Annotated in this window: 21 protein-coding genes; 14 read left to right on the top strand and 7 right to left on the bottom strand. The window is 75.9% G+C overall.

Features of this window, described 5'->3' with window-relative positions:
* Positions 1-17: 17 nt before the first annotated feature.
* Genes B8281_RS16770 through B8281_RS16760 form a run of 3 tightly spaced genes read left to right on the top strand, consistent with a single transcriptional unit; the run spans position 18 to position 5,166 of the window.
* Positions 18-1,283 (top strand): XdhC family protein, encoded by a 1,266-nt coding sequence (locus B8281_RS16770; RefSeq protein ID WP_085388314.1) that lies wholly within the window; start codon positions 18-20, stop codon positions 1,281-1,283.
* Positions 1,283-2,152, top strand: a complete 870-nt coding sequence (locus tag B8281_RS16765) for a xanthine dehydrogenase family protein subunit M (RefSeq protein WP_043659903.1) — start codon at positions 1,283-1,285, stop codon at positions 2,150-2,152. The genes B8281_RS16770 and B8281_RS16765 overlap by 1 nt, the downstream gene beginning before the upstream one ends.
* Positions 2,149-5,166, top strand: a complete 3,018-nt coding sequence (locus B8281_RS16760) for a molybdopterin-dependent oxidoreductase (RefSeq protein ID WP_085388313.1) — start codon at positions 2,149-2,151, stop codon at positions 5,164-5,166. Before B8281_RS16765 ends, B8281_RS16760 begins: the two co-directional genes overlap by 4 nt.
* 51 nt (positions 5,167-5,217) lie before the next feature.
* Here the strand turns inward: B8281_RS16760 and B8281_RS16755 are convergent, their stop codons facing one another.
* Positions 5,218-5,904, bottom strand: coding sequence for an NTP transferase domain-containing protein (locus tag B8281_RS16755; protein ID WP_232322603.1), 687 nt, complete (start codon positions 5,902-5,904; stop codon positions 5,218-5,220).
* Between the two features lie 177 nt (positions 5,905-6,081).
* On the opposite strand from B8281_RS16755, the gene B8281_RS16750 reads away from it, so the two are divergent.
* Positions 6,082-7,245 carry an SPFH domain-containing protein gene (locus tag B8281_RS16750; RefSeq protein ID WP_085388311.1) on the top strand — a complete coding sequence of 388 codons (1,164 nt, stop codon included), beginning with the start codon at positions 6,082-6,084 and terminating at the stop codon, positions 7,243-7,245.
* Positions 7,246-7,247: 2 nt separating this feature from the next.
* Positions 7,248-8,324, top strand: coding sequence for a hypothetical protein (locus B8281_RS16745; RefSeq protein ID WP_085388827.1), 1,077 nt, complete (start codon positions 7,248-7,250; stop codon positions 8,322-8,324).
* Between the two features lie 4 nt (positions 8,325-8,328).
* Here B8281_RS16745 and B8281_RS16740 read toward each other — a convergent pair whose 3' ends face one another.
* Positions 8,329-8,736: a helix-turn-helix domain-containing protein gene (locus tag B8281_RS16740; RefSeq protein WP_031316645.1), complete on the bottom strand. Its 408-nt coding sequence runs from the start codon at positions 8,734-8,736 to the stop codon at positions 8,329-8,331.
* Positions 8,737-8,879: 143 nt separating this feature from the next.
* Between B8281_RS16740 and B8281_RS16735 the strand changes: the two genes are divergently transcribed.
* Positions 8,880-9,758 carry an SDR family oxidoreductase gene (locus B8281_RS16735; RefSeq protein ID WP_085388310.1) on the top strand — a complete coding sequence of 293 codons (879 nt, stop codon included), beginning with the start codon at positions 8,880-8,882 and terminating at the stop codon, positions 9,756-9,758.
* A gap of 51 nt (positions 9,759-9,809) precedes the next feature.
* On the opposite strand, the gene B8281_RS16730 is transcribed toward B8281_RS16735, so the two are convergent.
* On the bottom strand, positions 9,810-10,193 hold the full coding sequence (locus tag B8281_RS16730) for a universal stress protein (RefSeq protein ID WP_034653722.1): 384 nt from the start codon (positions 10,191-10,193) through the stop codon (positions 9,810-9,812).
* Positions 10,194-10,238: 45 nt separating this feature from the next.
* Positions 10,239-11,096 carry an IclR family transcriptional regulator gene (locus B8281_RS16725; protein ID WP_085388309.1) on the bottom strand — a complete coding sequence of 286 codons (858 nt, stop codon included), beginning with the start codon at positions 11,094-11,096 and terminating at the stop codon, positions 10,239-10,241.
* Positions 11,097-11,166: 70 nt separating this feature from the next.
* On the opposite strand from B8281_RS16725, the gene eda reads away from it, so the two are divergent.
* The 6 genes from eda to B8281_RS16695 all read left to right on the top strand — a co-directional run bounded on the left by eda (position 11,167) and on the right by B8281_RS16695 (position 15,883).
* Positions 11,167-11,826 (top strand): bifunctional 4-hydroxy-2-oxoglutarate aldolase/2-dehydro-3-deoxy-phosphogluconate aldolase, encoded by a 660-nt coding sequence (gene eda, locus B8281_RS16720; RefSeq protein WP_085388308.1) that lies wholly within the window; start codon positions 11,167-11,169, stop codon positions 11,824-11,826.
* Positions 11,827-11,829: 3 nt separating this feature from the next.
* Positions 11,830-12,951, top strand: coding sequence for a sugar kinase (locus B8281_RS16715; protein WP_085388307.1), 1,122 nt, complete (start codon positions 11,830-11,832; stop codon positions 12,949-12,951).
* Positions 12,952-13,038: 87 nt separating this feature from the next.
* Entirely contained in the window at positions 13,039-13,434 is a 396-nt protein-coding gene (locus B8281_RS16710) for a hypothetical protein (RefSeq protein WP_157446663.1), read from the top strand.
* A 112-nt stretch (positions 13,435-13,546) separates the two neighbouring features.
* Positions 13,547-14,011, top strand: coding sequence for a zf-TFIIB domain-containing protein (locus tag B8281_RS16705; RefSeq protein ID WP_085388305.1), 465 nt, complete (start codon positions 13,547-13,549; stop codon positions 14,009-14,011).
* A gap of 25 nt (positions 14,012-14,036) precedes the next feature.
* A complete protein-coding gene (locus B8281_RS16700; protein WP_085388304.1) occupies positions 14,037-14,807 on the top strand; it encodes an SDR family NAD(P)-dependent oxidoreductase in 771 nt (256 codons plus the stop codon).
* Between the two features lie 98 nt (positions 14,808-14,905).
* The gene (locus B8281_RS16695) at positions 14,906-15,883 is read left to right on the top strand and encodes a bile acid:sodium symporter family protein (RefSeq protein ID WP_085388303.1); all 978 of its coding nucleotides are present in this window, start codon (positions 14,906-14,908) and stop codon (positions 15,881-15,883) included.
* A 99-nt stretch (positions 15,884-15,982) separates the two neighbouring features.
* On the opposite strand, the gene B8281_RS16690 is transcribed toward B8281_RS16695, so the two are convergent.
* Entirely contained in the window at positions 15,983-16,444 is a 462-nt protein-coding gene (locus B8281_RS16690; RefSeq protein WP_021482841.1) for a SufE family protein, read from the bottom strand.
* A 158-nt stretch (positions 16,445-16,602) separates the two neighbouring features.
* A complete protein-coding gene (locus B8281_RS16685) occupies positions 16,603-17,514 on the bottom strand; it encodes a sulfurtransferase (RefSeq protein WP_021483735.1) in 912 nt (303 codons plus the stop codon).
* Between the two features lie 136 nt (positions 17,515-17,650).
* Between B8281_RS16685 and B8281_RS16680 the strand changes: the two genes are divergently transcribed.
* Complete coding sequence (locus tag B8281_RS16680) at positions 17,651-18,181, top strand: cyclopropane-fatty-acyl-phospholipid synthase family protein (RefSeq protein WP_085388302.1); 531 nt, start codon at positions 17,651-17,653, stop codon at positions 18,179-18,181.
* A 7-nt stretch (positions 18,182-18,188) separates the two neighbouring features.
* Here B8281_RS16680 and B8281_RS16675 read toward each other — a convergent pair whose 3' ends face one another.
* Entirely contained in the window at positions 18,189-19,583 is a 1,395-nt protein-coding gene (locus B8281_RS16675) for an aspartate aminotransferase family protein (protein WP_085388301.1), read from the bottom strand.
* Between the two features lie 90 nt (positions 19,584-19,673).
* Here B8281_RS16675 and B8281_RS16670 point away from each other — a divergent pair, with 90 nt between their 5' ends.
* Positions 19,674-20,594, top strand: coding sequence for a LysR family transcriptional regulator (locus tag B8281_RS16670; RefSeq protein ID WP_085388300.1), 921 nt, complete (start codon positions 19,674-19,676; stop codon positions 20,592-20,594).
* The last annotated feature ends 45 nt before the right edge of the window (positions 20,595-20,639 follow it).

Here is a 20,639-nt window from a genome sequence, read left to right as displayed (position 1 = left end):
GCGGAAGCGAGGCCACGATGCTCCACATCGTCGACCGGCTCGCCCCCTGGCTCGGTCCGGGGCAGCCGCCCTTCGCCGTGGCGACGGTGGTCGCCGCGTCGGGGTCCGTGCCGCGCCCGGTCGGCACCGCGATGGCGGTCCGCGCCGACGGCGCCGTGCTCGGCAGCCTGTCCGGCGGGTGCGTCGAGGGCGCCGTCCACGCCGCGGCGCTCGACGCGATCGCGTCCGGCACGAGCCACCGCGAGACGTTCGGGTACAGCGACGACGACGCGTTCGCCGTCGGGCTGAGCTGCGGCGGGACGCTCGACGTCCACGTCCAGCCCGTGCTCCCGGACGACGACGCGACGCGCGCCCTGCACGCGCTCGCTGCGCGAGCCGAGCCCGCCCCGCCCGTGGCGCTCGTCCGCCGCATCGACGGCGGCGCGCGCACGGCCGTCGTCGTGGACGACCCGGGCGCCACCGACGAGGCGGCGGTCGCCCGGGCGCTGCGCGGCCTCGTCGGGCCCGACAGCCTGACCGCCGCCGCGGCGCAGGTCGTGGCGGTGCTGCGCGCGGGCGGCACGGCGACCGTGCACGCGGCGCACGGCGGCCCGGGCGCGTCGCCGTCGGCGGGGCGCGCCGCCGCACCGGCTCCGGCAGGGGGAGCCGCCGGCGACGCGTGCGACGCGGCCGAGCCCGTCACGCTGCTCGTCGAGACGCGGCTGCCCGCGCCGCGGTTCCTCGTGTGCGGGGCCAACGACTTCGCGGGCGCGCTCGTGCGGCACGTCCGGCTCCTCGGCTACCGCGTGACGCTCGTCGACGCGCGCGAGGTGTTCGCCGACCCGCGCCGCTTCCCCGAGGCGGAGGTCGTCGTCGAGTGGCCCGACCGCTACCTCGCCGGCGAGGCCGCCGCGGGCCGGCTCGACGCACGGACCGCCGTCGCCGTCCTCACGCACGACGCGAAGTTCGACGTGCCGCTCCTGCGGCTCGCGCTGGACCTGCCGCTCGCGTACGTCGGCGCGATGGGCTCGCGCCGCTCGCACGCCCAGCGCGTCGCCGCGCTGCGCGCCGAGGGCGTGGGCGAGGCCGCGCTCGCGCGCCTGCGGTCGCCCATCGGGCTCGACCTCGGCGCCGTCACGCCCGAGGAGGTCGCCGTCTCCATCACCGCGGAGCTCGTCGCCGCCCGGCACGGGCGCTCCGCCGTCGTCCCGCTCAGCAGCAGCTCGGGCCCGCTCCACGCGGAGCCCGCCGCACGACCGGACGGTGCACCGACGCACCGCCCCCACCCCGAGGAGGCCCCCTGATGGACCTGGGCACCGTCACCGACCTCGTCCCGACCGCCGACCCCGCCGACTGGCGCGAGGGCGACGCGTGGCTCGCGGGCGGGACCGTCCTGTTCTCCTACGGCAGCGAGACGCTCCGGCGCCTGCTCGACCTGACGAGCGCGGGGTGGCCCGCGCTGACCGTCACCGACGAGGGCCTCGAGATCGCCGCGACGTGCACCGTCGCCGAGCTGTGGGCGTTCGAGGAGAGCGCGCAGGCCGCGCCCGTGCGCGACCGGTGGCGCGCGCTGGACCTCGTGCGCCCGTGCTGCGACAGCTTCGTCGCGTCGTTCAAGATCTGGAACACGTCGACCGTCGGGGGCAACGTCTGCACGTCCCTGCCGGCCGGGCCGATGATCTCGCTCACCGCGGCGCTCGACGGCGTCGCGGAGGTCTGGGGGCCGGGCGGTACCCGGCGGGAGCAGCCCGTCGTCGACCTCGTCACGGGCGAGCTGCGCAACACGCTCGCGCCCGGGGAGCTCCTGCGCGCGATCCGTCTGCCGGACCACGCGCTGCGGTCGCGCACGGCGTTCCGCCGCCTGTCGCTGTCGAACCTCGGGCGCTCCGGCGTGCTGCTCGTGGGTCGGGTCGACCCGCCCGACGCCGGGGGCGCCTTCGTCCTCACGGTCACCGCCTCGACGCGCCGGCCCGTGCAGCTCCGTTTCGCGGCGGACGCGCTGCCCACCGCCGCCGACCTCGTCGCCACGCTCGACGCCGCGATCCCCGCCGACCTCTACCACGACGACATCCACGGGCTGCCCGAGTGGCGCCGGGACATGACCTACCGCCTCGGCGAGCAGATCCGCGCGGAGCTCGTCGACGGCACGACCTCGGACGGAGGCCTCCGATGACGACGACGCCCGCCCCGCACCCGGCCCCGCCGGTGACGATCGACGGCCGCACCGCCCGCACCGAGCCCCGCGCGGGCCAGTGCCTGCGCACGTACCTGCGCGAGCAGGGCGCGCTCGGCGTGAAGAAGGGGTGCGACGGCGGCGACTGCGGCGCGTGCACCGTGCACGTCGACGGCGTCCCGGTGCACTCGTGCGTCTACCCCGCGCGGCGCGCGGCGGGCCACGAGGTGACGACGATCGAGGGGCTCGCGGCGACGTCGTGCCCGGGCGGTGCCGGGGACGAGGCGGCGGGCGCGTGCGACCACGACCCCCACGGCCCGCAGGACGCGCTGCACCCGGTGCAGCAGCAGTTCCTCGACGCGCAGGGCTTCCAGTGCGGGTTCTGCACCGCCGGGATGATCATGACCGCCGCGACGTTCGACGACGCGCAGCGCGAGAACCTGCCGCGCAACCTCAAGGGCAACCTGTGCCGCTGCACGGGGTACCGCGCGATCGAGGACGCGGTCCTGGGGCGCGGCGACACGACCGGGACCGCGCCGGGCACGGGCGAGCGTGCGCCGTCGGGCGGCGACCGGGCCTCTACCTCGCCGGACCGGGGCTCTACCTCGGCGGACCACGGCGCTACCTCGCCGGACCGGGGCTCTACCTCGGCGGAGCAGGGCTCTGGCGAGGCGGGCCGGGCGTTCGGGCGCGACGTGCCCGCGCCGGCGGGCCGGGGGATCGTCACCGGGACGGTGCGGTACACGCTCGACGTGGACCCGGCGGACTACCCGGGCCTGCTCCACCTCAAGCTCGTGCGGTCCCCGCACGCGCACGCGCGCGTGCTCGCGATCGACACGACGGACGCGCTCGCGGTGCCCGGCGTGCACGCCGTCCTCACGCACGAGGACGCGCCCGCGACGCGGTTCTCGACCGCGCAGCACGAGCTGTTCACCGACGACCCCGACGACACGCGGATCCTCGACGACGTCGTGCGGCACGTCGGCCAGCGGGTCGCGGCCGTCGTCGCCGAGACCGTCGCCGCCGCCGAGGAGGGGGTGCGTCGGGTCCGCGTCGAGTACGCGCCGCTGCCCGCCGTCGTCGACCCGGAGGAGGCCATGGCCGCGGGGGCGCCGCTCGTGCACCCCGAGCTCGACGCCGCCGCCGCGCGCGTCTCGCGGCCGGAGGCGAACGTCGTCGCCGAGGTGCACAGCGAGCTCGGCGACGTCGAGCGCGGGCTCGCGGAGGCCGACGTCGTGCACGAGGCCACGTACCGCACCCACCGCGTGCAGCACGCCGCGCTCGAGACGCACTGCGCCGTCGCGTCGCTCGACGACGACGGGCGGCTCGTCGTGCGGTCGTCCACGCAGGTCCCGTTCCTCGCGCGCCGCCACCTGGCGCGCGTCCTTGACCTCGACCCGGAGCGCGTGCGCGTGCACTGCGAGCGCGTCGGCGGCGGGTTCGGCGGCAAGCAGGAGGTGCTCACGGAGGACGTCGTCGCGCTCGCGACGCTGCGGCTCGGCCGGCCCGTGCAGCTCGAGCTCACGCGCCGCGAGCAGTTCGTCGGCACGACGACGCGCCACCCGTTCCGCATCCGCGTGCGCGCGGGCGCGCGCCGCGACGGCACTCTCACGGCGCTGCACCTCGACGTCCTCAGCAACACCGGGGCGTACGGGAACCACGGCCCGGGCGTCATGTTCCACGGGTGCGGCGAGTCCCTCGCCGTCTACCGGTGCGACAACAAGAAGGTCGACGCCCACTGCGTCTACACGAACACCATGCCCGCGGGCGCGTTCCGCGGGTACGGGCTGTCGCAGATGATCTTCGCGATCGAGTCCGCGGTCGACGAGCTCGCGCGGCAGCTCGGGATGGACCCGGTCGAGCTGCGGCGCCGCAACGTCGTGCGCGACGGCGACCCCATGCTCTCCACGCACCCGACGCCCGAGGAGGACGTGCTCTACGGCAGCTACGGGCTCGACCAGTGCCTCGACCTGGCCGCCGACGCGCTCGCGCGCGGCCGGGCGCGCGACGTCGCCGCGTACGGCGCGGGCGCCGGGTCGGGGCCGGACGCCCTCCCGGACCTCGGCCCGGAGTGGGGCGTCGGGGAGGGGACGGCGCTGTCCATGATCGACACCGTCCCGCCCCGCGGACACTACTCCCACGCGCGCGTGCGGCTGCGGCCGGACGGGGTCGTCGAGGCCGAGGTCGGGACCGCCGAGTTCGGCAACGGCACGACGACCGTCCACGCCCAGCTCGTCGCGAGCGCGCTGGGGCAGGACGCCGCCGACGTCGTCGTGCGGCAGTCCGACACCGACCTCGTCGAGCACGACACCGGCGCGTTCGGCTCCACCGGCACGGTCGTCGCGGGCAAGGCGTCGCTCGCCGCCGCGCAGGACCTGGCCGAGGCGGTGCTCAAGGTCGCGGCCGGGGTCGCGGGCGCGGCGCCCGGCGACTGCCGGCTCGTGCCCGGCGGCGTCGACTGCGCCGGGACGGTGCTGCCGCTGGCCGACGTCGCGCGCGCCGCCGACGACGCCGGGATCGCGCTCGTCGCCGAGGGCCGCTGGGGCGGCACCCCGCGCTCGGTCGCGTTCAACGTCCACGGCTTCCGCGTCGCGGTGCACCGCGGGACGGGGGAGATCCGCATCCTCCAGTCCGTCCAGGCCGCCGACGCCGGGGAGGTCGTCAACCCGCGCCAGTGCCGCGGCCAGGTCGAGGGCGGCATCGCGCAGGCCCTCGGCGCGGCGCTCTACGAGAACGTGGTGGTCGACGAGACGGGCCGCGTGACGACCGACATCTTCCGCCAGTACCACCTGCCCACGTTCGCGGACACCCCGCGCAGCGAGGTCTACTTCGCGCGGACGTCGGACACCGTGGGCCCGATGGGCGCGAAGTCGATGAGCGAGAGCCCGTTCAACCCCGTCGCGCCCGCGCTCGCCAACGCGATCCGCGCCGCGACGGGCGTGCGGTTCACCGAGCTCCCGCTCGCGCGCGACCGGGTCTACCTGGGCATCAAGGCCGCCACCTCCGCCCGCTGAGCGCGGGAAGCAGTCCCGTCCGACGCCGGTCGGCGCGACTGCTTCCCGCACTCAGCGGGGCGTGGGGTCGTCCAGGAGGTCGAGGTCGGCCGCGGTGTCGAGGTCGCGGCCGTCGCCCGCGTGGTCGACGACGTCGACCAGGTCGGCGTGGGCACGCAGGAAGCCGCGTGCTCCGTGGTCGCCGCGGGCGCTCGCGGCCGCGGGCCGCGCGAGCGCGGCGTCGAGGACGAGCGGGTGCGCCCACCGAGGGCGGCCCGTCCCCACAGCGTCCTCCGCCGCGTCCTCCGCGGCGCCCCCGGCGAGCCACCGCGATGCGGTCACGCGACCGGGGCGGTGCGCGGCGAGGAGGTGCGCGACGTCGTCGGGCCCGACGCCGGGCTGGTCCACGTGCGCGACGACGACCCGGGCGGGGCCGAGACCGAGAGCGGCGGCGACGCCGACGCGCAGGGACGACGCCATCCCGGTGGCCCAGTCGGGGTTGTCGACGACGCGCACCCCGGGCCCGTCGAGCGACGACTCGGCCCGCACGCGCGCGGCCTCGGCGCCGAGCACCACGACGACGGCGTCGCACCCGCCCGTGAGCAGGACCCTCGTCGCGTGCTCGACGAGCGTCCCGCCGCGGTGGGGGAGCAGCGCCTTGGGGCCGCGGCCGAGGCGCGTCCCCGCGCCGGCGGCGAGCAGGACCGCGACGGCGGGCGCGGCAGCCGTCGGCGGGCCCGACGGTGGCGAGGTGGGCACCCGGCCAGGGTAGGTCGCCGCGCCGCGCGCGCGTCGTGGCCACCAGTGGGTTTTACCCGTCCTTGGCCATTTCATCGGCAGACGGGGATGCCGCTATGCTCGGCGCGCCGGGGCGACGCGGCGGGTCGCGGACCTGCTCGCTGGCGACCGTCCCGCACGACGAGCGAAGGAGTCCGGATGAGCTTCATGGAGAAGCTGCGCGGCCAGCTGATCGACATCGTCGAGTTCCTCGACGAGAGCCGGGACACGATCGTCTGGCGCTTCCCGCGCCAGGGCAACGAGATCAAGAACCAGGCGAAGCTCGTCGTGCGCGAGGGGCAGAGCGCCGTCTTCGTCAGCGAGGGCCGGCTCGCCGACGTGTTCGGGCCGGGCACGTACACGCTCGAGACCCAGAACCTGCCGATCCTGTCGACGCTGCAGGGCTGGAAGCACGGGTTCAGCTCACCGTTCAAGGCGGAGGTCTACTTCGTCACGACGCGCCAGCTCACCGACCTCACGTGGGGCACGCAGAACCCGGTGATCCTGCGCGACCCGGAGCTCGGCGCGGTGCGGCTGCGCGCGTTCGGCACGTACGCGCTGCAGGTCGTGGACCCGGCGGCGCTGCTGCGCCAGCTCGTGGGCACCGACCCGCAGTTCCGCACCGACGAGATCGGCGACTACTTCCGCCGCCTCGTGGTCGGCCAGCTCGGGCCGGCGCTCGCGGAGACCGGCGTCGCGGCGGTCGACCTCGCCGCGAACCAGGGCCAGATCGCCACGCGCCTCGCGGGCCAGCTCTCGGAGGACCTCTCGGAGTACGGCATCGCCGTCCGGCGCTTCGTCCTCGAGAACGTCTCCTTCCCGCCCGAGGTCGAGGCGGCGCTCGACAAGCGGACCCAGATGGCCGTCGTCGGGAACCTCGACCAGTACACGAGGTTCCAGGCGGCGAACGCGATCGAGACCGCGGCGGGGAACCCCGGCGGGGCGGGCGACGGCCTGGGCCTCGGTGCGGGGATGGGCTTCGGGGCCGCGATGGGGCAGCAGCTCGCGCAGTCGCTCGGGACGCCGTCGGCCCCGCAGGCTCCGGCGGCGCCCGCCGGTCCGCCGCCGCTGCCCGCCGCGGAGTCGCCCTGGTACTGGGCCGCGGACGGCGCGCAGGCGGGTCCCGGCACGGCGGCGGACCTCGCGGGCCACGTCCGGTCCGGGGCCCTGACGCGCGGTTCGCTCGTCTGGCAGCAGGGCATGGACGCGTGGACGCCCGCCGGGCAGGTACCCGCGCTCGCGTCGCTGTTCGCCGCGACCCCGCCACCGCTGCCGCCGACGGGCACCCCGACCGGCACCTCCAGCGACCCGGCGGCGGGCTGACGGTGAGCGACATCCCGGGCGAGCTGGTCCGCACGCGCTGCGACGCGTGCGGGTCGCAGCTCGCGTACGCGCCGGGCACGCAGCACCTGCGCTGCGTCGCGTGCGGCGGCACGGTCGACATCGTGCACGCCGCGGGCGACGCCGTCGACGAGCACTCCTTCGACGCGTGGGCCGCGGCCCAGGGCGGCGTGCGCGCCGGGATCCTCGACGCGCGCACCCTCGTGTGCGACGGCTGCGGCGCGACGACGCAGGGCACGGACCTGTCCGTCGCGTGCCGCTTCTGCGGGGGCCACCTCGTCGTGGCGGGCGAGGCGGACGGGCTCGTGCAGCCGGAGGCGGTCGTGCCGTTCGGCGTCGAGCAGGCGCAGGCGCGCGAGGCGTTCCGGCGGTGGGTCCGCTCGCGCTGGTTCGCGCCGGGCGAGCTGAAGAAGGTGGGGGACACCGAGTCGCTGCACGGCTCGTACGTGCCGCACTGGACGTTCGACGCGCGCACGTCGTCCGCGTACACGGGGCAGCGGGGCGACGCGTACTACGTCACCGTGAAGCAGGGGGACCAGGAGCGCCAGGAGCGGCGCGTGAGCTGGACGCACGTCGCGGGGCACGTCGCGCGCGACTTCGACGACGTGCTCGTGCCCGCGTCGTCCCAGGTCGCCGAGCGCGACCTCGCCCGGCTCGGGCCGTGGCCGCTCGCGCAGGCCGTGCCGTTCCGCGCCGAGTACCTCGCCGGGTTCGCCGCGGCGCGCTACGAGGTCGAGCCGCCCGTCGGGCTCGAGCGGGCGCAGCAGAAGATGGCCCCGGTGATCCGGAGGGACGTCGAGCGCGACATCGGCGGCGACGAGCAGCGCGTGGGGTCGGTCCGCACCGCCTACGCCGACGTGATGTTCAAGCTCGTGCTCCTGCCGCTGTGGGTCGCGACGTACGTGTACGCGGGCAGGCAGTGGCAGGTCATGGTCAACGCGAACACGGGACAGGTGGTCGGACGACGCCCCTACAGCGTCGGCAAGATCGTGCTCGCCGTCGTGGCTGGCCTGCTCGTGGTCGCCGCGCTCGTCTGGTGGTACGTGCGCTCGCAGACGTGAGCGGTCAGTCCCGGCGCGCGTCGTACGCGCGCTGGGACGCCGACACCTCGTCGACCGCGCCCTCGAGGACGTCGATGAGCCCCGAGAGGCTGTCCGCGACGCGGCGCCCGAGGTCGGTGAGGGAGTACTCGACGTGGGGCGGGATGCTCGCCCGCACCTCGCGCACGACGATGCCGTCGCGCTCGAGCGACTGGAGGGTCTGCGCGAGCATCTTCTCGCTGACCCCGTCGATGCGGCGGCGGAGCGCGTTGAAGCGCACCGCGCCGTCGCGCAGGCCCGCGACCGTGAGCACGCCCCAGCGCCCGGTCACGGCCTCGAGCACGTGGCGCGAGGTGCAGCCGCGCTGGAAGACGTCGGCCACCATCGCGTCGGTGGGTCCGGTGTCCTCCGCGGGGCGGGCGTCGGTCGTCATCGCCCCAGGATACGGCGCGCCCGCTCGGACAGCACTGTGAGATAGAACGCACTCTCTACTTGTTGGCACTTACGAAAAGTAAGCGCATCCTGGTGGTCGTGCGGCCGACCGGCCGCGCTCCCCGCACTCGAAGGAGCCCGCGCATGTCCATCGCCGTCACCGGAGCCAGCGGCCACCTCGGCCGCCTCGTCGTCGAGTCCCTCCTCGCCCGCGGGGCCGACGCGTCCCAGGTCGTCGCGCTCGCGCGCACGACCGCCAAGGTCGCGGACCTCGCCGACCGCGGCGTCGAGGTCCGCGAGACCGACTACGCACGGCCCGAGACGCTCGCCCCGGCGCTCGCCGGGGTGGACGTCCTCGTGCTCGTCTCCGGCTCCGAGGTGGGGCAGCGCGTCGAGCAGCACCGCAACGTCGTCGACGCCGCACGGGCCGCCGGGGTCGCGCGCGTGATCTACACGAGCGCCCCGCACGCGACGACGTCCGCGCTCGTGCTCGCACCCGAGCACAAGGCGACCGAGGAGCTCCTCGCCGCCTCGGGCCTCGCCACGACGGTGCTGCGCAACAACTGGTACACCGAGAACTACGTCGGCGACGTGCTCGGCGCGCGCGAGTCCGGCGAGATCGTCGCGAGCGTGGGCGACGGCCGCGTCGCGAGCGCGAGCCGCGCGGACTTCGCCGAGGCGGCGGCCGTCGTCGCGCTCGCCGCGCACGAGGACGCGTCCGCGCACGCGGGCGCCGTGTACGAGCTGAGCGGCGACGTCGCGTGGACGTACGACGACCTGGCTGCCGCGGCCGCCGAGGTGCTCGGGCGCCCCGTCGTCTACCGGCGCGTGTCGCCCGACGAGCACCGCGCGCTCCTGCTGGGCGCCGGCCTGGACGAGGGGACGGCGGGGTTCGTCGTCGCGCTGGACGGCAACATCCGCGACGGCCTCCTCGCCGAGGTCACCGAGGACCTGCGCCGGCTCCTGGGCCGCCCGACGACGCCGCTCGTCGACGGGCTGCGCGTCGCCGTCGCGCAGGGCTGAGCCGGGCGGCGCGGCCGTCCGGGCGACCGGGCGGCCGCGCGACGGCGTCCGTCAGTGGGACGCCTTGACGACGAGCACGGGGACGGGCGAGTCCAGCAGGACGCGCTGCGTGGTGCTGCCGAGCAGGAACTTGCCGACGGGTGAGCGCTTGCGCGCCCCCACGACGACGAGGTCGGGGGTCGTGCGCTCGGCCTCGTCGATGATCGCCTCGGCCGGGTCGCGGTGCTCGGGGCGGTACGACACCTCGGGGCGCGCGACCTGGGCCGGGAGCGTGTCGAGCAGGTGCGCGAGGCTCGCGGGGACGCCCGCGTCGGCGTCCTGCGGCGTGAGCACGAGGACCGCGAGCGCGGTCGAGCGGTGGACCGCCTCGGCGACGGCCGCCCGGAATGCGGTCTCGCCCTGCGGGGAGTCGTTGTACGCCACGAGGACGGTCATCGCGCAGGCCCTTCCGTCATTCCTTCGTGCTGCGGTTGAACTCTCTCACAGCGCGGCGTCCGTCGCCGGTCGGCGGGTCGCCCCGTCGCCGGAGCCGCGGAGCGCGGCGTCGGGCACCGCCAGGGTCGGGGGCAGCAGGGGCGGCACGACCTCCCGCAGGACCGCCTCGATCTCCCGCCGTCGTCGGGGGCCGAGCCGCTCGGCGGGCGCCGTGACGCTCACGGCGGCGACCGGCTGCCCGGCGCGCAGGACCGGGACGGCGACGCAGCTGATGCCCGGCTCGTTCTCCTCCGTCTCCGTGGCGAACCCCGTCGCGCGCGTGGCCTCGCACGTCGCCCTCAGCGCGGCGGGCGTGACGGGGTGGTCCTCGGGCGCGGCGGCGGCGTACCAGGCGAGCGCGCCGTCGTCGAGGGTCTGCTGGGAGAGCAGCGCGCGCCCGAGCGCGGTGGTCGCCGCGGGGCGGCGGCGCCCGACGGCCGACCAGACGCGGACGGCGCGCGCCGGCTCGACCTTGTCGAGGTAGACGATCTCGGTCCCGGCGAGGGTACCGAGGTGCACGAGCTCGTCGGTCGCGCGGCACACGGCGACGAGCACCGGGTGCAGGAGCGCGGGGAGGTTCTCCTCGCCGAGGTAGACCGTCGCGAGCGCCGTCGCCGCGGGGCCGAGGCGGTAGTCGCCGGTCGTCGCGTCCTGCTCGGCGTACCCGCGGAACCGCAGGGCCGCGAGCGTGCGGTGCAGCGACGCCTTGTGCAGCCCGAGCGAGCGCGCGAGGTCCCCGAGCGCGACGCCCTCGGGGCCGGCCGCGGCGAGCGCCTCGAGCGCGACGAGGGCCTTGTCGACGCTGCCGAGCGGGCTCTCGGCCGACCCCGGGGTGCCCGACGGCGCACGGCCGGCTTCCGCCATGGTGACTCCTTCGCCTAGAGTACGTTCCGTAGTGAACAACAGGTGTTCACCATAGCGAAACGGAGCCTGGATGTCACCCCTGGGACCCCTGGAGAGGATCGCCCGCGCCCGCGTCGTGCCGGTCGTCGTGGTCGACGACGCGGCGCAGGGCGTCCTCGTCGCGAGCGCGCTGCGCGACGGCGGCCTGCCCGTCGCCGAGGTCACGTTCCGGACCGCCGGGGCGCGCGCGGCGATCGAGGCGATCGCGCGCGAGGTGCCCGACGTGCTGGTCGGGGCGGGCACCGTCGTCACGGCCGCCCAGGTCGACGAGGCCGTCGACGCCGGGGCGCGGTTCCTCGTCTCGCCCGGCCTCTCCGCCGCGGTCGTGCGTCGCGCCCAGGAGCTCGGCGTGCCCGTCGTCCCCGGCGTCGCGACGCCGTCGGACGTCATCGCCGCGCTCGACCTCGGCCTCGACGTCGTCAAGCTGTTCCCCGCGAACATCGTCGGCGGGCCGGCCGCGGTCAAGGCGTTCTCCGCGCCGTTCCCCGGCCTGCGGTTCGTGCCGACCGGCGGCGTGAGCGCCGCCAACCTGCTCGACTACCTCGCCCTGCCCGCCGTGCTCGCCGCCGGCGGCTCCTGGATGGTCGACGCCGCGCTCGTGCGCGCGGGCGACACCGCCGAGATCGCGCGCCGCACGCGCGAGGCCGTCGCGCTCGCCGCGACCGCCCCCCACCCCGCCGAAGGAGCCTGACCCATGACCGACACGACCACCGCCCGCGCCCCGCTCGCCGTCCGCCCCGCGGCCGACTGCGCCTACGACGTCGTCGCGCTCGGCGAGGTCATGCTGCGCCTCGACCCGGGGGAGCGCCGCATCAAGACGGCCCGCCGCTTCGACGTGTGGGAGGGCGGCGGCGAGTACAACGTCGCGCGCGGCCTGCGCCGTGCGTTCGGCCTGCGCGGCGCGGTCGTCACCGCGCTCGCGGACAACGAGGTCGGGCGCCTCGTCGAGGACCTCATGCTCACGGGCGGCCTCGACACGCGCTGGGTCCGGTGGCGCGAGGACGACGGCATCGGCCGCACGGTGCGCAACGGGCTCAACTTCACGGAGCGCGGCTTCGGGGTGCGCGGCGCGGTCGGCGTCTCCGACCGCGGCAACACCGCGATCGCCCAGCTCCGGCCCGACGACGTCGACTGGGACGCCGTGTTCGGCAGCGGCGTCCGGTGGTTCCACACCGGGGGGATCTTCGCCGCGCTGTCGGAGTCGTCCGCCGACGTCGCGGAGGCGGCGATGGCCGCCGCCCGCCGTCACGGCACGGTCGTCTCCTACGACCTCAACTACCGCCCCTCGCTGTGGAAGGGCATCGGCGGCGTCGAGCGCGCGCAGGAGGTGAACCGCCGCCTCGCGCGGTACGTCGACGTGATGATCGGCAACGAGGAGGACTTCACCGCGTCGCTCGGGTTCGAGGTCGAGGGCGTCGACGAGAACCTCACCGACCTCGACACGTCCGCGTTCCGCGCGATGATCACGCGCGCGGCCGAGGAGTACCCGAACTTCCAGGTCGTCGCGACGACGCTGCGCGGGGTGCGGACCGCGACGGTCAACGACTGGGGCGCGATCGCGTGGTCGCGCGTGCAGGGCTTCGCCGAGGCGACGCACCGCCCCGGCCTGGAGATCCTCGACCGCGTGGGTGGCGGCGACTCGTTCGCCTCGGGCCTCGCGTACGGGCTCATGGAGCTCGGCTCGATCCAGGAGGCCGTCGAGTACGGCGCGGCGCACGGGGCGCTCGCGATGACGACCCCCGGCGACACGTCGACGGCGTCCCTCGCCGAGGTCCGCAAGCTCGCGTCGGGCGGCAGCGCGCGCGTGCAGCGCTGACCCGTCGACCTCCCGTCTCCCGCCGTGCCGGGCCGCACGTCCAGGGTTAGTGTGGGCGCGCTGTCAGCGGGAGGCGGGAGGTACGGCGTGGCTGGTGGGGCCTTCGTGCCCGGGCTGCCCCGCCGCGGCGCCGAGGAACCGCCGGACCTGGGTCGAGCCCTGGAGCACGCGCGCATCCTCCGCGCGGCGGGAGACCCGGCCGGTGCCGCCCAGGTCCTGGACCGGGCCTTCGCCGCCGAGGGCGTGCGGACCCGCACCGTCGCCGAGCGCGTCCGGTTCCGCGCCCTGGTGCTCCGTGCCGACCTCGCGCTGGCCCTGCACGACGACGCGGCCGCCGCACGGTTCCTCGAGGGCGTGGAGTGGTTCCGCGCCGGGGCCGACTTCCTCCCGCGCGTGGCCGACGCGCTCGCCGCCCTCGACGACGAGGTGCTCCTCGCCGACGAGCTGCGCGACCGCCTCGCGAGCGAGCGCCGCACGGGCTGAGCCGCACCGGCAGCCTGCCCGGCCGGGAACCGCTCACGCCGGAGCCGCGTTGGACTGCGCAGTACCGGTGCGGGCGCCGACCGCGCCCGGCCCATCTCGCGAGGAGGCAGACATGCTGTGCCCCACCGACCAGACCGTGCTCGTCATGACCGAGCGCAAGGGCGTGGAGATCGACTACTGCCCCACGTGCCGCGGCGTGTGGCTCGACCGCGGCGAGCTGGACAAGATCATCGACCGCTCGGTGGAGAGCGAGATCGCCGCCGAGGCCGCGGGGCCGGCCGCCGCCGTGCCGCCCGCACCTGCCGCGCCCGCCCCGACGTCGTACCCGCCGGCCGCCGCCGTGGACTACGGCAGCCCCGCCCCGCGCTCCGGGGAGCGGTACGGCGACCGCCGCGAGGACGACCGCGACCGCTACCGCGAGGACCGGTACCGCGACGACCGGTACGACGAGCGCTCGCGCGACGACCGGTACCGCGACGACCGGGACCGCCGGTACGACGGCCGCGACGGCTACGACCCCCGCTACCGCAAGCGCAAGAAGAAGGAGTCGTGGCTCGAGGACCTCTTCGACTTCTGACGCGCCCCGTGGTCGACTGTCCCGCGTGACCGTCCTCGACTCGTTCTCGCTCGTCGGCCGCACGGCCCTGCTCACCGGCGGCAGCCGCGGCATCGGGCGCGCCGTCGCCCGTGCGCTCGGCGAGGCGGGGGCCCGCGTCGCGGTCACGGCGACCACCGCGGCGGCGGCCGACGAGGCCGCCGCCGCGCTCCGGGACGCGGGCACCGACGCCCGCGGCTACGTGCTCGACGTCACCGACCGCGAGCAGGTGGACGACGTCGTCGCGCGCGCCGCCGCCGACCTCGGCACGGTCGACCTGCTCGTCAACAACGCGGGCGTGTCGATCGGCGGCGCGGCCCTCGAGATCGGCGACGACGTGTGGCACCGCACGCTCGCCACCAACCTCGACGGCGTCTGGTACTGCTCGCGCGCCGTCGCCCGGGAGCTCGTCGCGCAGGGCCGGCCGGGGACGATCGTCAACGTCGGCTCGATGTCCGCGTCGATCGTCAACCGGCCCCGCTGGCAGCCCGCGTACCTCGCGTCCAAGGCGGCGGTGCACCAGCTCACCAAGGGCCTCGCCGCCGAGTGGGCGCCGCACGGCATCCGCGTGAACGCGGTGGCGCCCGGGTACGTGCGCACCGAGGCGTCGCCGGTGGACCGGCCGGAGTACCACGACGACTGCGTCGCGCCCGCCGCGATGCAGCGCTGGGCGGAGCCGGAGGAGATCGGGCCGCCCGTCGTCTTCCTCGCGAGCGCGGCGTCGAGCTTCATGACGGGCGCCGTCGTCACGGTCGACGGCGGCTACACGCTGTTCTGACCGGGCGGGGCGGCCCCGTCGGGCGCTCCGGGCTGGACGACGGGCGCCTGCCGGGCGGGTGCCGCCCCGGGTCGTGCGCCGGGCTAGGCTCGGTCCCCGTGCGCGCAGTCCTGAGCAGGTGGGTCGACCCCTTCGTCGTGACGCTGCTCGTGGTGCTCGTGCTCGGGCTCGTCGTGCCCGTGGGACCGGGCGCGCAGCGCGTGGTCGACGCCGCCGCGGACGTCGCGGTCACCGTCCTCTTCCTCGTCTACGGCATGCGCCTGTCCACGCGGGAGGTCTGGGCCGGGCTGCGCAACTGGCGCCTGCAGGGCGGGATCCTCGCCGCGACGTACGTCGTCTTCCCGGTGCTGGGGCTCGTTACCGCGTGGGCGATCGAGCCGCTCGTCGGGGCGCCGCTCGCGGCCGGCATGCTCTACCTGTCGCTGCTCCCGTCGACCGTGCAGTCGTCCGTGGCGTTCACGTCCGTCGCGCGCGGCAACGTCGCCGGGGCGATCTGCGGCGCGACGGTGTCGAACGTCGCGGGCATGGTGATCACCCCGCTGCTCGTGCTGTGGCTCATGACGGGGACCGGCGGGGGAGCCGACGGGCCCACGGGCGGGCTCGGCGGCCTGCGCACCGTGCTGCTCCAGCTGCTGCTGCCGTTCGTCGTCGGGCAGCTCCTCCAGCCGTGGGCGGGGGACTGGGTCCGGGCGCGGCGCTGGCTGACGCTCGGCGTCGACCGCGGCACGATCCTCGTCGTGGTGTTCGGCGCGGTCGCGGCGGCGTCGTCGGCGGGCGTGTGGTCGAGCGTGTCCGGGTGGTCGATCGTCGCGCTGCTCGTCGTGAGCGCGATCGTCCTCGCCGTGATGCTCGCGGCCACGTGGTGGGGCGGCGCGGCGCTGGGGCTCTCGACCGAGGACCGGGTCGCCCTGCTCATGTGCGGGTCGAAGAAGTCGCTCGCGACGGGCCTGCCCATGGCGAGCGTCCTGTTCCCCGTCGCGGTCGCCGGCGTCGTCGCCGTGCCGGTGATCGTCTTCCACCAGCTCCAGCTCGTCATCTGCGCCGTCCTGGCGCGACGCCTGGCCCTCCGAGACTGACGCGCCCGAACCGACTGACGCCGACCATGCGGAGGCGTCCCGTCGTGGCGGCCGGGCGGGCGACGACCGCATGCTCGGCGGGTTTGGGCGGGTCTCCCGTCAGCCGCGGGCCGCGACCTGCTCGCGGACCTGGCGCTTGGCGCGCGTGAGCATGCCGTTCATCCCGCCGATGCGCAGCGGGCTCACCGCGCGCGTCAGGCCGATCGACATCGGGAAGTCGTCGGGCACGTCGAGCACCTCCTGCACCGTCAGGCCCGAGAGACCCTGCGCGAGGATCGACGCGAAGCCGCGCGTCGTCGGGGCCTCGGCCGGGGCGGTCGCGTAGAAGTGCACGACGCCCGCGTCGTCGACCTCCGCGAAGGCCCGCACCGGCGACTGGCACTCCTCGATCCGCTCCAGCAGGCCGGGCGCGCTCGCGTAGCGCTCGGGGAGGTCGGGCAGCTCGTTCGCGAACTCGAGCAGCAGCTGGAGGCGCTCGCGCTCCGGCATCGCGAGGAAGTCCTCGCGGATCTCCGCGAGCGTCGCGGGCAGGTCGGGCGAAGCGTCGGAGGGGGAGCTCATGGGGGCGATCCTCGCATCGGGGCCGGGGCGGCGGGACGGCAGTCCCACCGTGCGGAACGCTCCGCGGACGCGTCGTATGCCCGCGGCACGCCGACGGCGCGCGGCCCGTCGTGAAGGACGGGCCGCGCGCCGTCGGGCACGCTCGCGCGGGACGCGGGTCAGTTGAGCGACGCCGGGGCCTCGCCGGGCTCCTCGCCCTTGACGATCGGCACGCGCACGGCGTTGCCCCACTCGGTCCACGAGCCGTCGTAGTTGCGGACCTTGTCGAAGCCGAGCAGGTACGTGAGTGCGAACCACGTGTGGCTCGACCGCTCGCCGATGCGGCAGTACGTGACGACCTCGTCGTCCGTCGCGAGGCCGAGGCCGCCCTCCTGGTAGATCGCCTCGAGCTGCTCGCGCGACTTGTAGGTGCCGTCCTCCGCGACCGCCGTCGCCCACGGCACGTTGCGCGCCGTCGGGATGTGCCCGCCGCGCAGCACGCCCTCCTCCGGGTAGTCGGGGATGTGCAGGCGCTCGCCGGTGTACTCCTGCGGGGAGCGGATGTCGACGAGCGGCCCGTTGCCGATGTGCGCGAGGACGTCCTCCTTGAACGCGCGGATCGTCACGTCGTCGCGCTCGACGACCGGGTACTCGACCGCGACCGGCTCGGGGACGTCCGTCGTGACCTCGCGGCCCTCGGCGATCCACTTGCCGCGGCCGCCGTCGAGCAGGCGCACGTCCTCGTGGCCGAACAGCGTGAAGACCCACGCCGCGTAGGCCGCCCACCAGTTGTTCTTGTCGCCGTAGACGACGATCGTCGTGTCGCGCGCGATGCCCTTGCTGCCGAGGAGCTGGGCGAAGCCCTTGCCGTCGATGTAGTCGCGCGTGTCCGGGTCGTTGAGGTCGGTGTGCCAGTCGATCTTCACCGCGCCGGGGATGTGCCCGGTCTCGTAGAGCAGCACGTCCTCGTCGGACTCGACGACGACGACGCCCGGCTCGCCCAGGTGCTCGGCGAGCCAGTCGGTGCTCACGAGGCGGTCGGGGTGGGCGTACTGCGTGATCTTCTCGCTGGTGTCGAGCGGTGCGGGCATGGTGTCCTCCGGGCGCGTGGTGGGCGTTCGCTCGTCAGGCTAGGTCGGCCGTCCGCATCACGGAAGGCGGACGACGCATGCTGAGACGGTGTAAACGCACGCTGCGGACGCTCGCTCCGGGAGCCACACTGGACGCGTGACCGCGACCGTCCCGGAGCGCGTGCGGCGCGCCGTCGAGCTGCTCGACCTCCGCGGCGACGAGGCCGTGCTCGAGATCGGACCCGGCCCGGGGGCCGCCGCCGAGCTCGTGCTCGCCACCCACCCCGGCGTGCGGTACGTCGCGCTCGACCGGTCCGCCACGGCGGTCGCCCGCACGACGGCGCGCAACCGGGTCGCTGTCGACGACGGCCGCCTCGTCGTGCGGCGCGGGGAGCTCGCGGCGACCGGCGGTCCGGACGTCCCCGGCGGCCCGTTCGACGTCGCGTTCGCGGTGGACGTCAACGTCTTCTGGACGCGCGTGGCCCACGCCGAGGCGAGCGCCCTCGCCGCGCTGCTCGTCCCGGGCGGAGCGATCTGGCTCGTCCATCAGACGCCCGACGGCGCCGACGACCGGGTCCGCGACTGCGTCCGCGCGTCGCTCGACGTCCCCGCGCTGGGCCCGGTGACGGTCGTGCGTGACGGGGTGCTCGCCGTCGGCGCGCGCCGGGTGGCCGATCCGCCCGGATGACGGGCGGTCAGCCCAAGAGCTCGCGCGCCGCGTCGCCGAGCGCCCGGTCGAGCAGCTTGAGGCCGAGGTCGAGCTCCTCCTCGCTCACGGTGAGCGGGGGCGCGATGCGGAACACGCCACCCATGCCGCGGAGCTGCACGACGTTCATGTGGAGCCCGAGCTCGAGCGCACGCCGCGTGACGAGCGCGCCGAGGGCGTCGGCGCCCTCCTTCGTCTCGCGGTCGAGCACGAGCTCGATGCCCTGGAGCAGCCCGCGCCCGCGGACGTCGCCGATCGTCGCGTGGCGGTCCTGGAGGTCGAGCAGCCCGGCGCGCAGGCGGTCGCCGAGCACCCGGACGCGGGCATCCATCCGCTCGGCCTGGAGCACGTCGAGCACGGTGGTGCCGACCGCCGCGACGAGCGGGTCCGAGACGTGCGTCGTGAAGAAGAGGAAGCCGCGCTCGTGCGCGCGGGCCTCGATCTCGGCGCTCGTGACGACCGCGGCGAGCGGGAGCCCGGCACCGAGGGTCTTGGAGAGGGTGAGGATGTCCGGCACCACGGGCTCCTCGCCGTCGCGCCCTTCGAACGCGTACCAGGAACCCGTGCGGCACAGCGCCGTCTGCGCCTCGTCGAGGATCAGGAGCATCCCGCGCTCGTGGCACTTGTCGCGCAGCGCCGCGAGGTAGCCCGGTGGGAGCTCGACGATCCCGCCCGAGCTGAGGATCGGCTCGACGAGGCATGCCGCGAGGCTGCCGGTCGACTGCACGTCGACGAGGTCGAACGCGAGGTCGAGCTGGCGGCGCCAGTCGTGCGTGCCGTCGGGCGCGACGTGGTCGGGCCGGTACGCGTTGGGCACGGGGATGACGAGGTTGCCGGGCGCCGTCGGGCCGTAGCCGCGGCGGCCCGCGCTGTACGTCGCGGCGGCCGCGGCGTGCGTCATGCCGTGCCACGACCCGGCGAGCGAGACGACCTCGTGCCGCCCCGTGACGAGCTTCGCCATCCGGATCGCGGCCTCGTTCGACTCGGCCCCGGTGGTCAGCAGGAGCACCTTCTCGAGCGGGTAGGGCAGCGTGTCCGCGAGCCGGCGCGCGAGGTCGACGACCGGGCGCGACAGCATCCCGGAGAACAGGTGGTCGAGCGTCCCGACCTGGCGGCGCACCGTCTCGACGATCGCCGGGTGGCTGTGCCCGAGGATCGCGCTCATCTGCCCGGACGTGAAGTCGAGGACCCGGCGCCCGTCCGCCGTCGTGACGAAGCTGCCCGCCGCGCTCTCGACGATCTCCGGCGTGAACGGCCCGCCGTACCGCACGAGGTGACGGTCGGCGTCGGCCCAGAACCGCGCGGCGTCGTCCGCGGCGGCCCGGCCCCCACCGGGGGACGGGGCGGACGGCGGGGCGGGCGCGGGGGAGGGCGGGAACGTCATCCTCGGAGCGTAGGGATGCACGGCTGTGCGCGTACAGCGCGAGTCTGCGTACAGTCTGTGCGAAGAACCCGCACAGAGAGGAGTGCGCACTTGCTCAACGCGGCCCGGCTGCAGATCCTCGCGCGGCTCGAGAGCCTCGGGACCGTGCGCGCCGTCGGGGCCTCGCTCCACCTGAGCCCGTCGGCCGTCTCCGCGCAGCTCGCCGCGCTCGAGGCCGAGACCGGCGCACGCCTCCTGGAGCGCACGGGCCGACGCGTCCGCCTCACGCCTGCCGGCCGCACGCTCGCGCGGCACGCGCGCGTCATCCTCGACCAGATGGCGCTCGCCGAGGCCGAGCTCGCCCATCCCGACGGCGAGCCGGCCGGCGTCGTGCGGGTCGCCGCGTTCTCGAGCGCGGTGCGCGCGCTCGTCATCCCGCTCGCGGCGCGGCTCGCCGTCGAGCACCCGCGCGTCGAGGTGGAGGTCGACGAGCTCGACCCGCGCGAGAGCGGGCCCGCGCTCCGGCGGGGGGACGTCGACGTCGCGGTGACCGCTGACCTGCTCGACGGCGCGCTGCTCGCCGGGCCCGACGTCGCGACCGTCCCGCTGCTCGAGGACCCGGTCGTGCTCGTCACGGCGCGCGGCGACCAGGCCCCCGGCGAGCCGGCCGACCTCGCGCGCCTCGCCGACGCGCCGTGGGCGGCCGACCTTCCCGGGCGCTACCTGTCCACGCTCGTCGAGAGCGCGTGCCGCGAGGCCGGCTTCGAGCCGCGCGTCGTCGCCCGGCTGCCCAGCTACGAGCTGCTGCTCGCGCACGTCGAGGCCGGGCTGTCCGTCGCGCTGCTGCCGGGTCTCGCCGTCGACCCGCGGTACGCCGTCGACGCCCGCCCGCTCCGCGTGCCCCGGACCCGCCCGGTGTACGCGGCCGTGCGCCGCGGGTCACCGCCGACCGCCGCGACCACCGTCGTCCTCGGCACCCTGCGCCGCGTCGCGCGCGAGGTCGCCGGTCCCGGGCCTGCCGGCACCGGCTGACGCCCGCTCGCGCCGGATCCCGCGCGACCTACACTGGCCCCAGCA

This window comes from Cellulosimicrobium sp. TH-20, assembly GCF_002105775.1.
GTDB lineage: Bacteria > Actinomycetota > Actinomycetes > Actinomycetales > Cellulomonadaceae > Cellulosimicrobium > Cellulosimicrobium funkei.
The sequence above is the reverse complement of the archived record's forward strand: the minus strand, read 5'-3'. Positions and strand labels throughout refer to the sequence as shown.

Bases quoted from the DNA above. Each gene is read 5' to 3' on its own strand.
- B8281_RS16770 (WP_085388314.1), top strand. From the start codon at position 18: ATGCTCCACATCGTCGACCGGCTCGCCCCCTGGCTCGGTCCGGGGCAG.
- B8281_RS16765 (WP_043659903.1), top strand. From the start codon at position 1,283: ATGGACCTGGGCACCGTCACCGACCTCGTCCCGACCGCCGACCCCGCC.
- B8281_RS16760 (WP_085388313.1), top strand. From the start codon at position 2,149: ATGACGACGACGCCCGCCCCGCACCCGGCCCCGCCGGTGACGATCGAC.
- B8281_RS16750 (WP_085388311.1), top strand. From the start codon at position 6,082: ATGAGCTTCATGGAGAAGCTGCGCGGCCAGCTGATCGACATCGTCGAG.
- B8281_RS16740 (WP_031316645.1), bottom strand. From the start codon at position 8,736: ATGACGACCGACGCCCGCCCCGCGGAGGACACCGGACCCACCGACGCG.
- B8281_RS16735 (WP_085388310.1), top strand. From the start codon at position 8,880: ATGTCCATCGCCGTCACCGGAGCCAGCGGCCACCTCGGCCGCCTCGTC.
- B8281_RS16730 (WP_034653722.1), bottom strand. From the start codon at position 10,193: ATGACCGTCCTCGTGGCGTACAACGACTCCCCGCAGGGCGAGACCGCA.
- B8281_RS16725 (WP_085388309.1), bottom strand. From the start codon at position 11,096: ATGGCGGAAGCCGGCCGTGCGCCGTCGGGCACCCCGGGGTCGGCCGAG.
- eda (WP_085388308.1), top strand. From the start codon at position 11,167: ATGTCACCCCTGGGACCCCTGGAGAGGATCGCCCGCGCCCGCGTCGTG.
- B8281_RS16715 (WP_085388307.1), top strand. From the start codon at position 11,830: ATGACCGACACGACCACCGCCCGCGCCCCGCTCGCCGTCCGCCCCGCG.
- B8281_RS16705 (WP_085388305.1), top strand. From the start codon at position 13,547: ATGCTGTGCCCCACCGACCAGACCGTGCTCGTCATGACCGAGCGCAAG.
- B8281_RS16690 (WP_021482841.1), bottom strand. From the start codon at position 16,444: ATGAGCTCCCCCTCCGACGCTTCGCCCGACCTGCCCGCGACGCTCGCG.
- B8281_RS16685 (WP_021483735.1), bottom strand. From the start codon at position 17,514: ATGCCCGCACCGCTCGACACCAGCGAGAAGATCACGCAGTACGCCCAC.
- B8281_RS16675 (WP_085388301.1), bottom strand. From the start codon at position 19,583: ATGACGTTCCCGCCCTCCCCCGCGCCCGCCCCGCCGTCCGCCCCGTCC.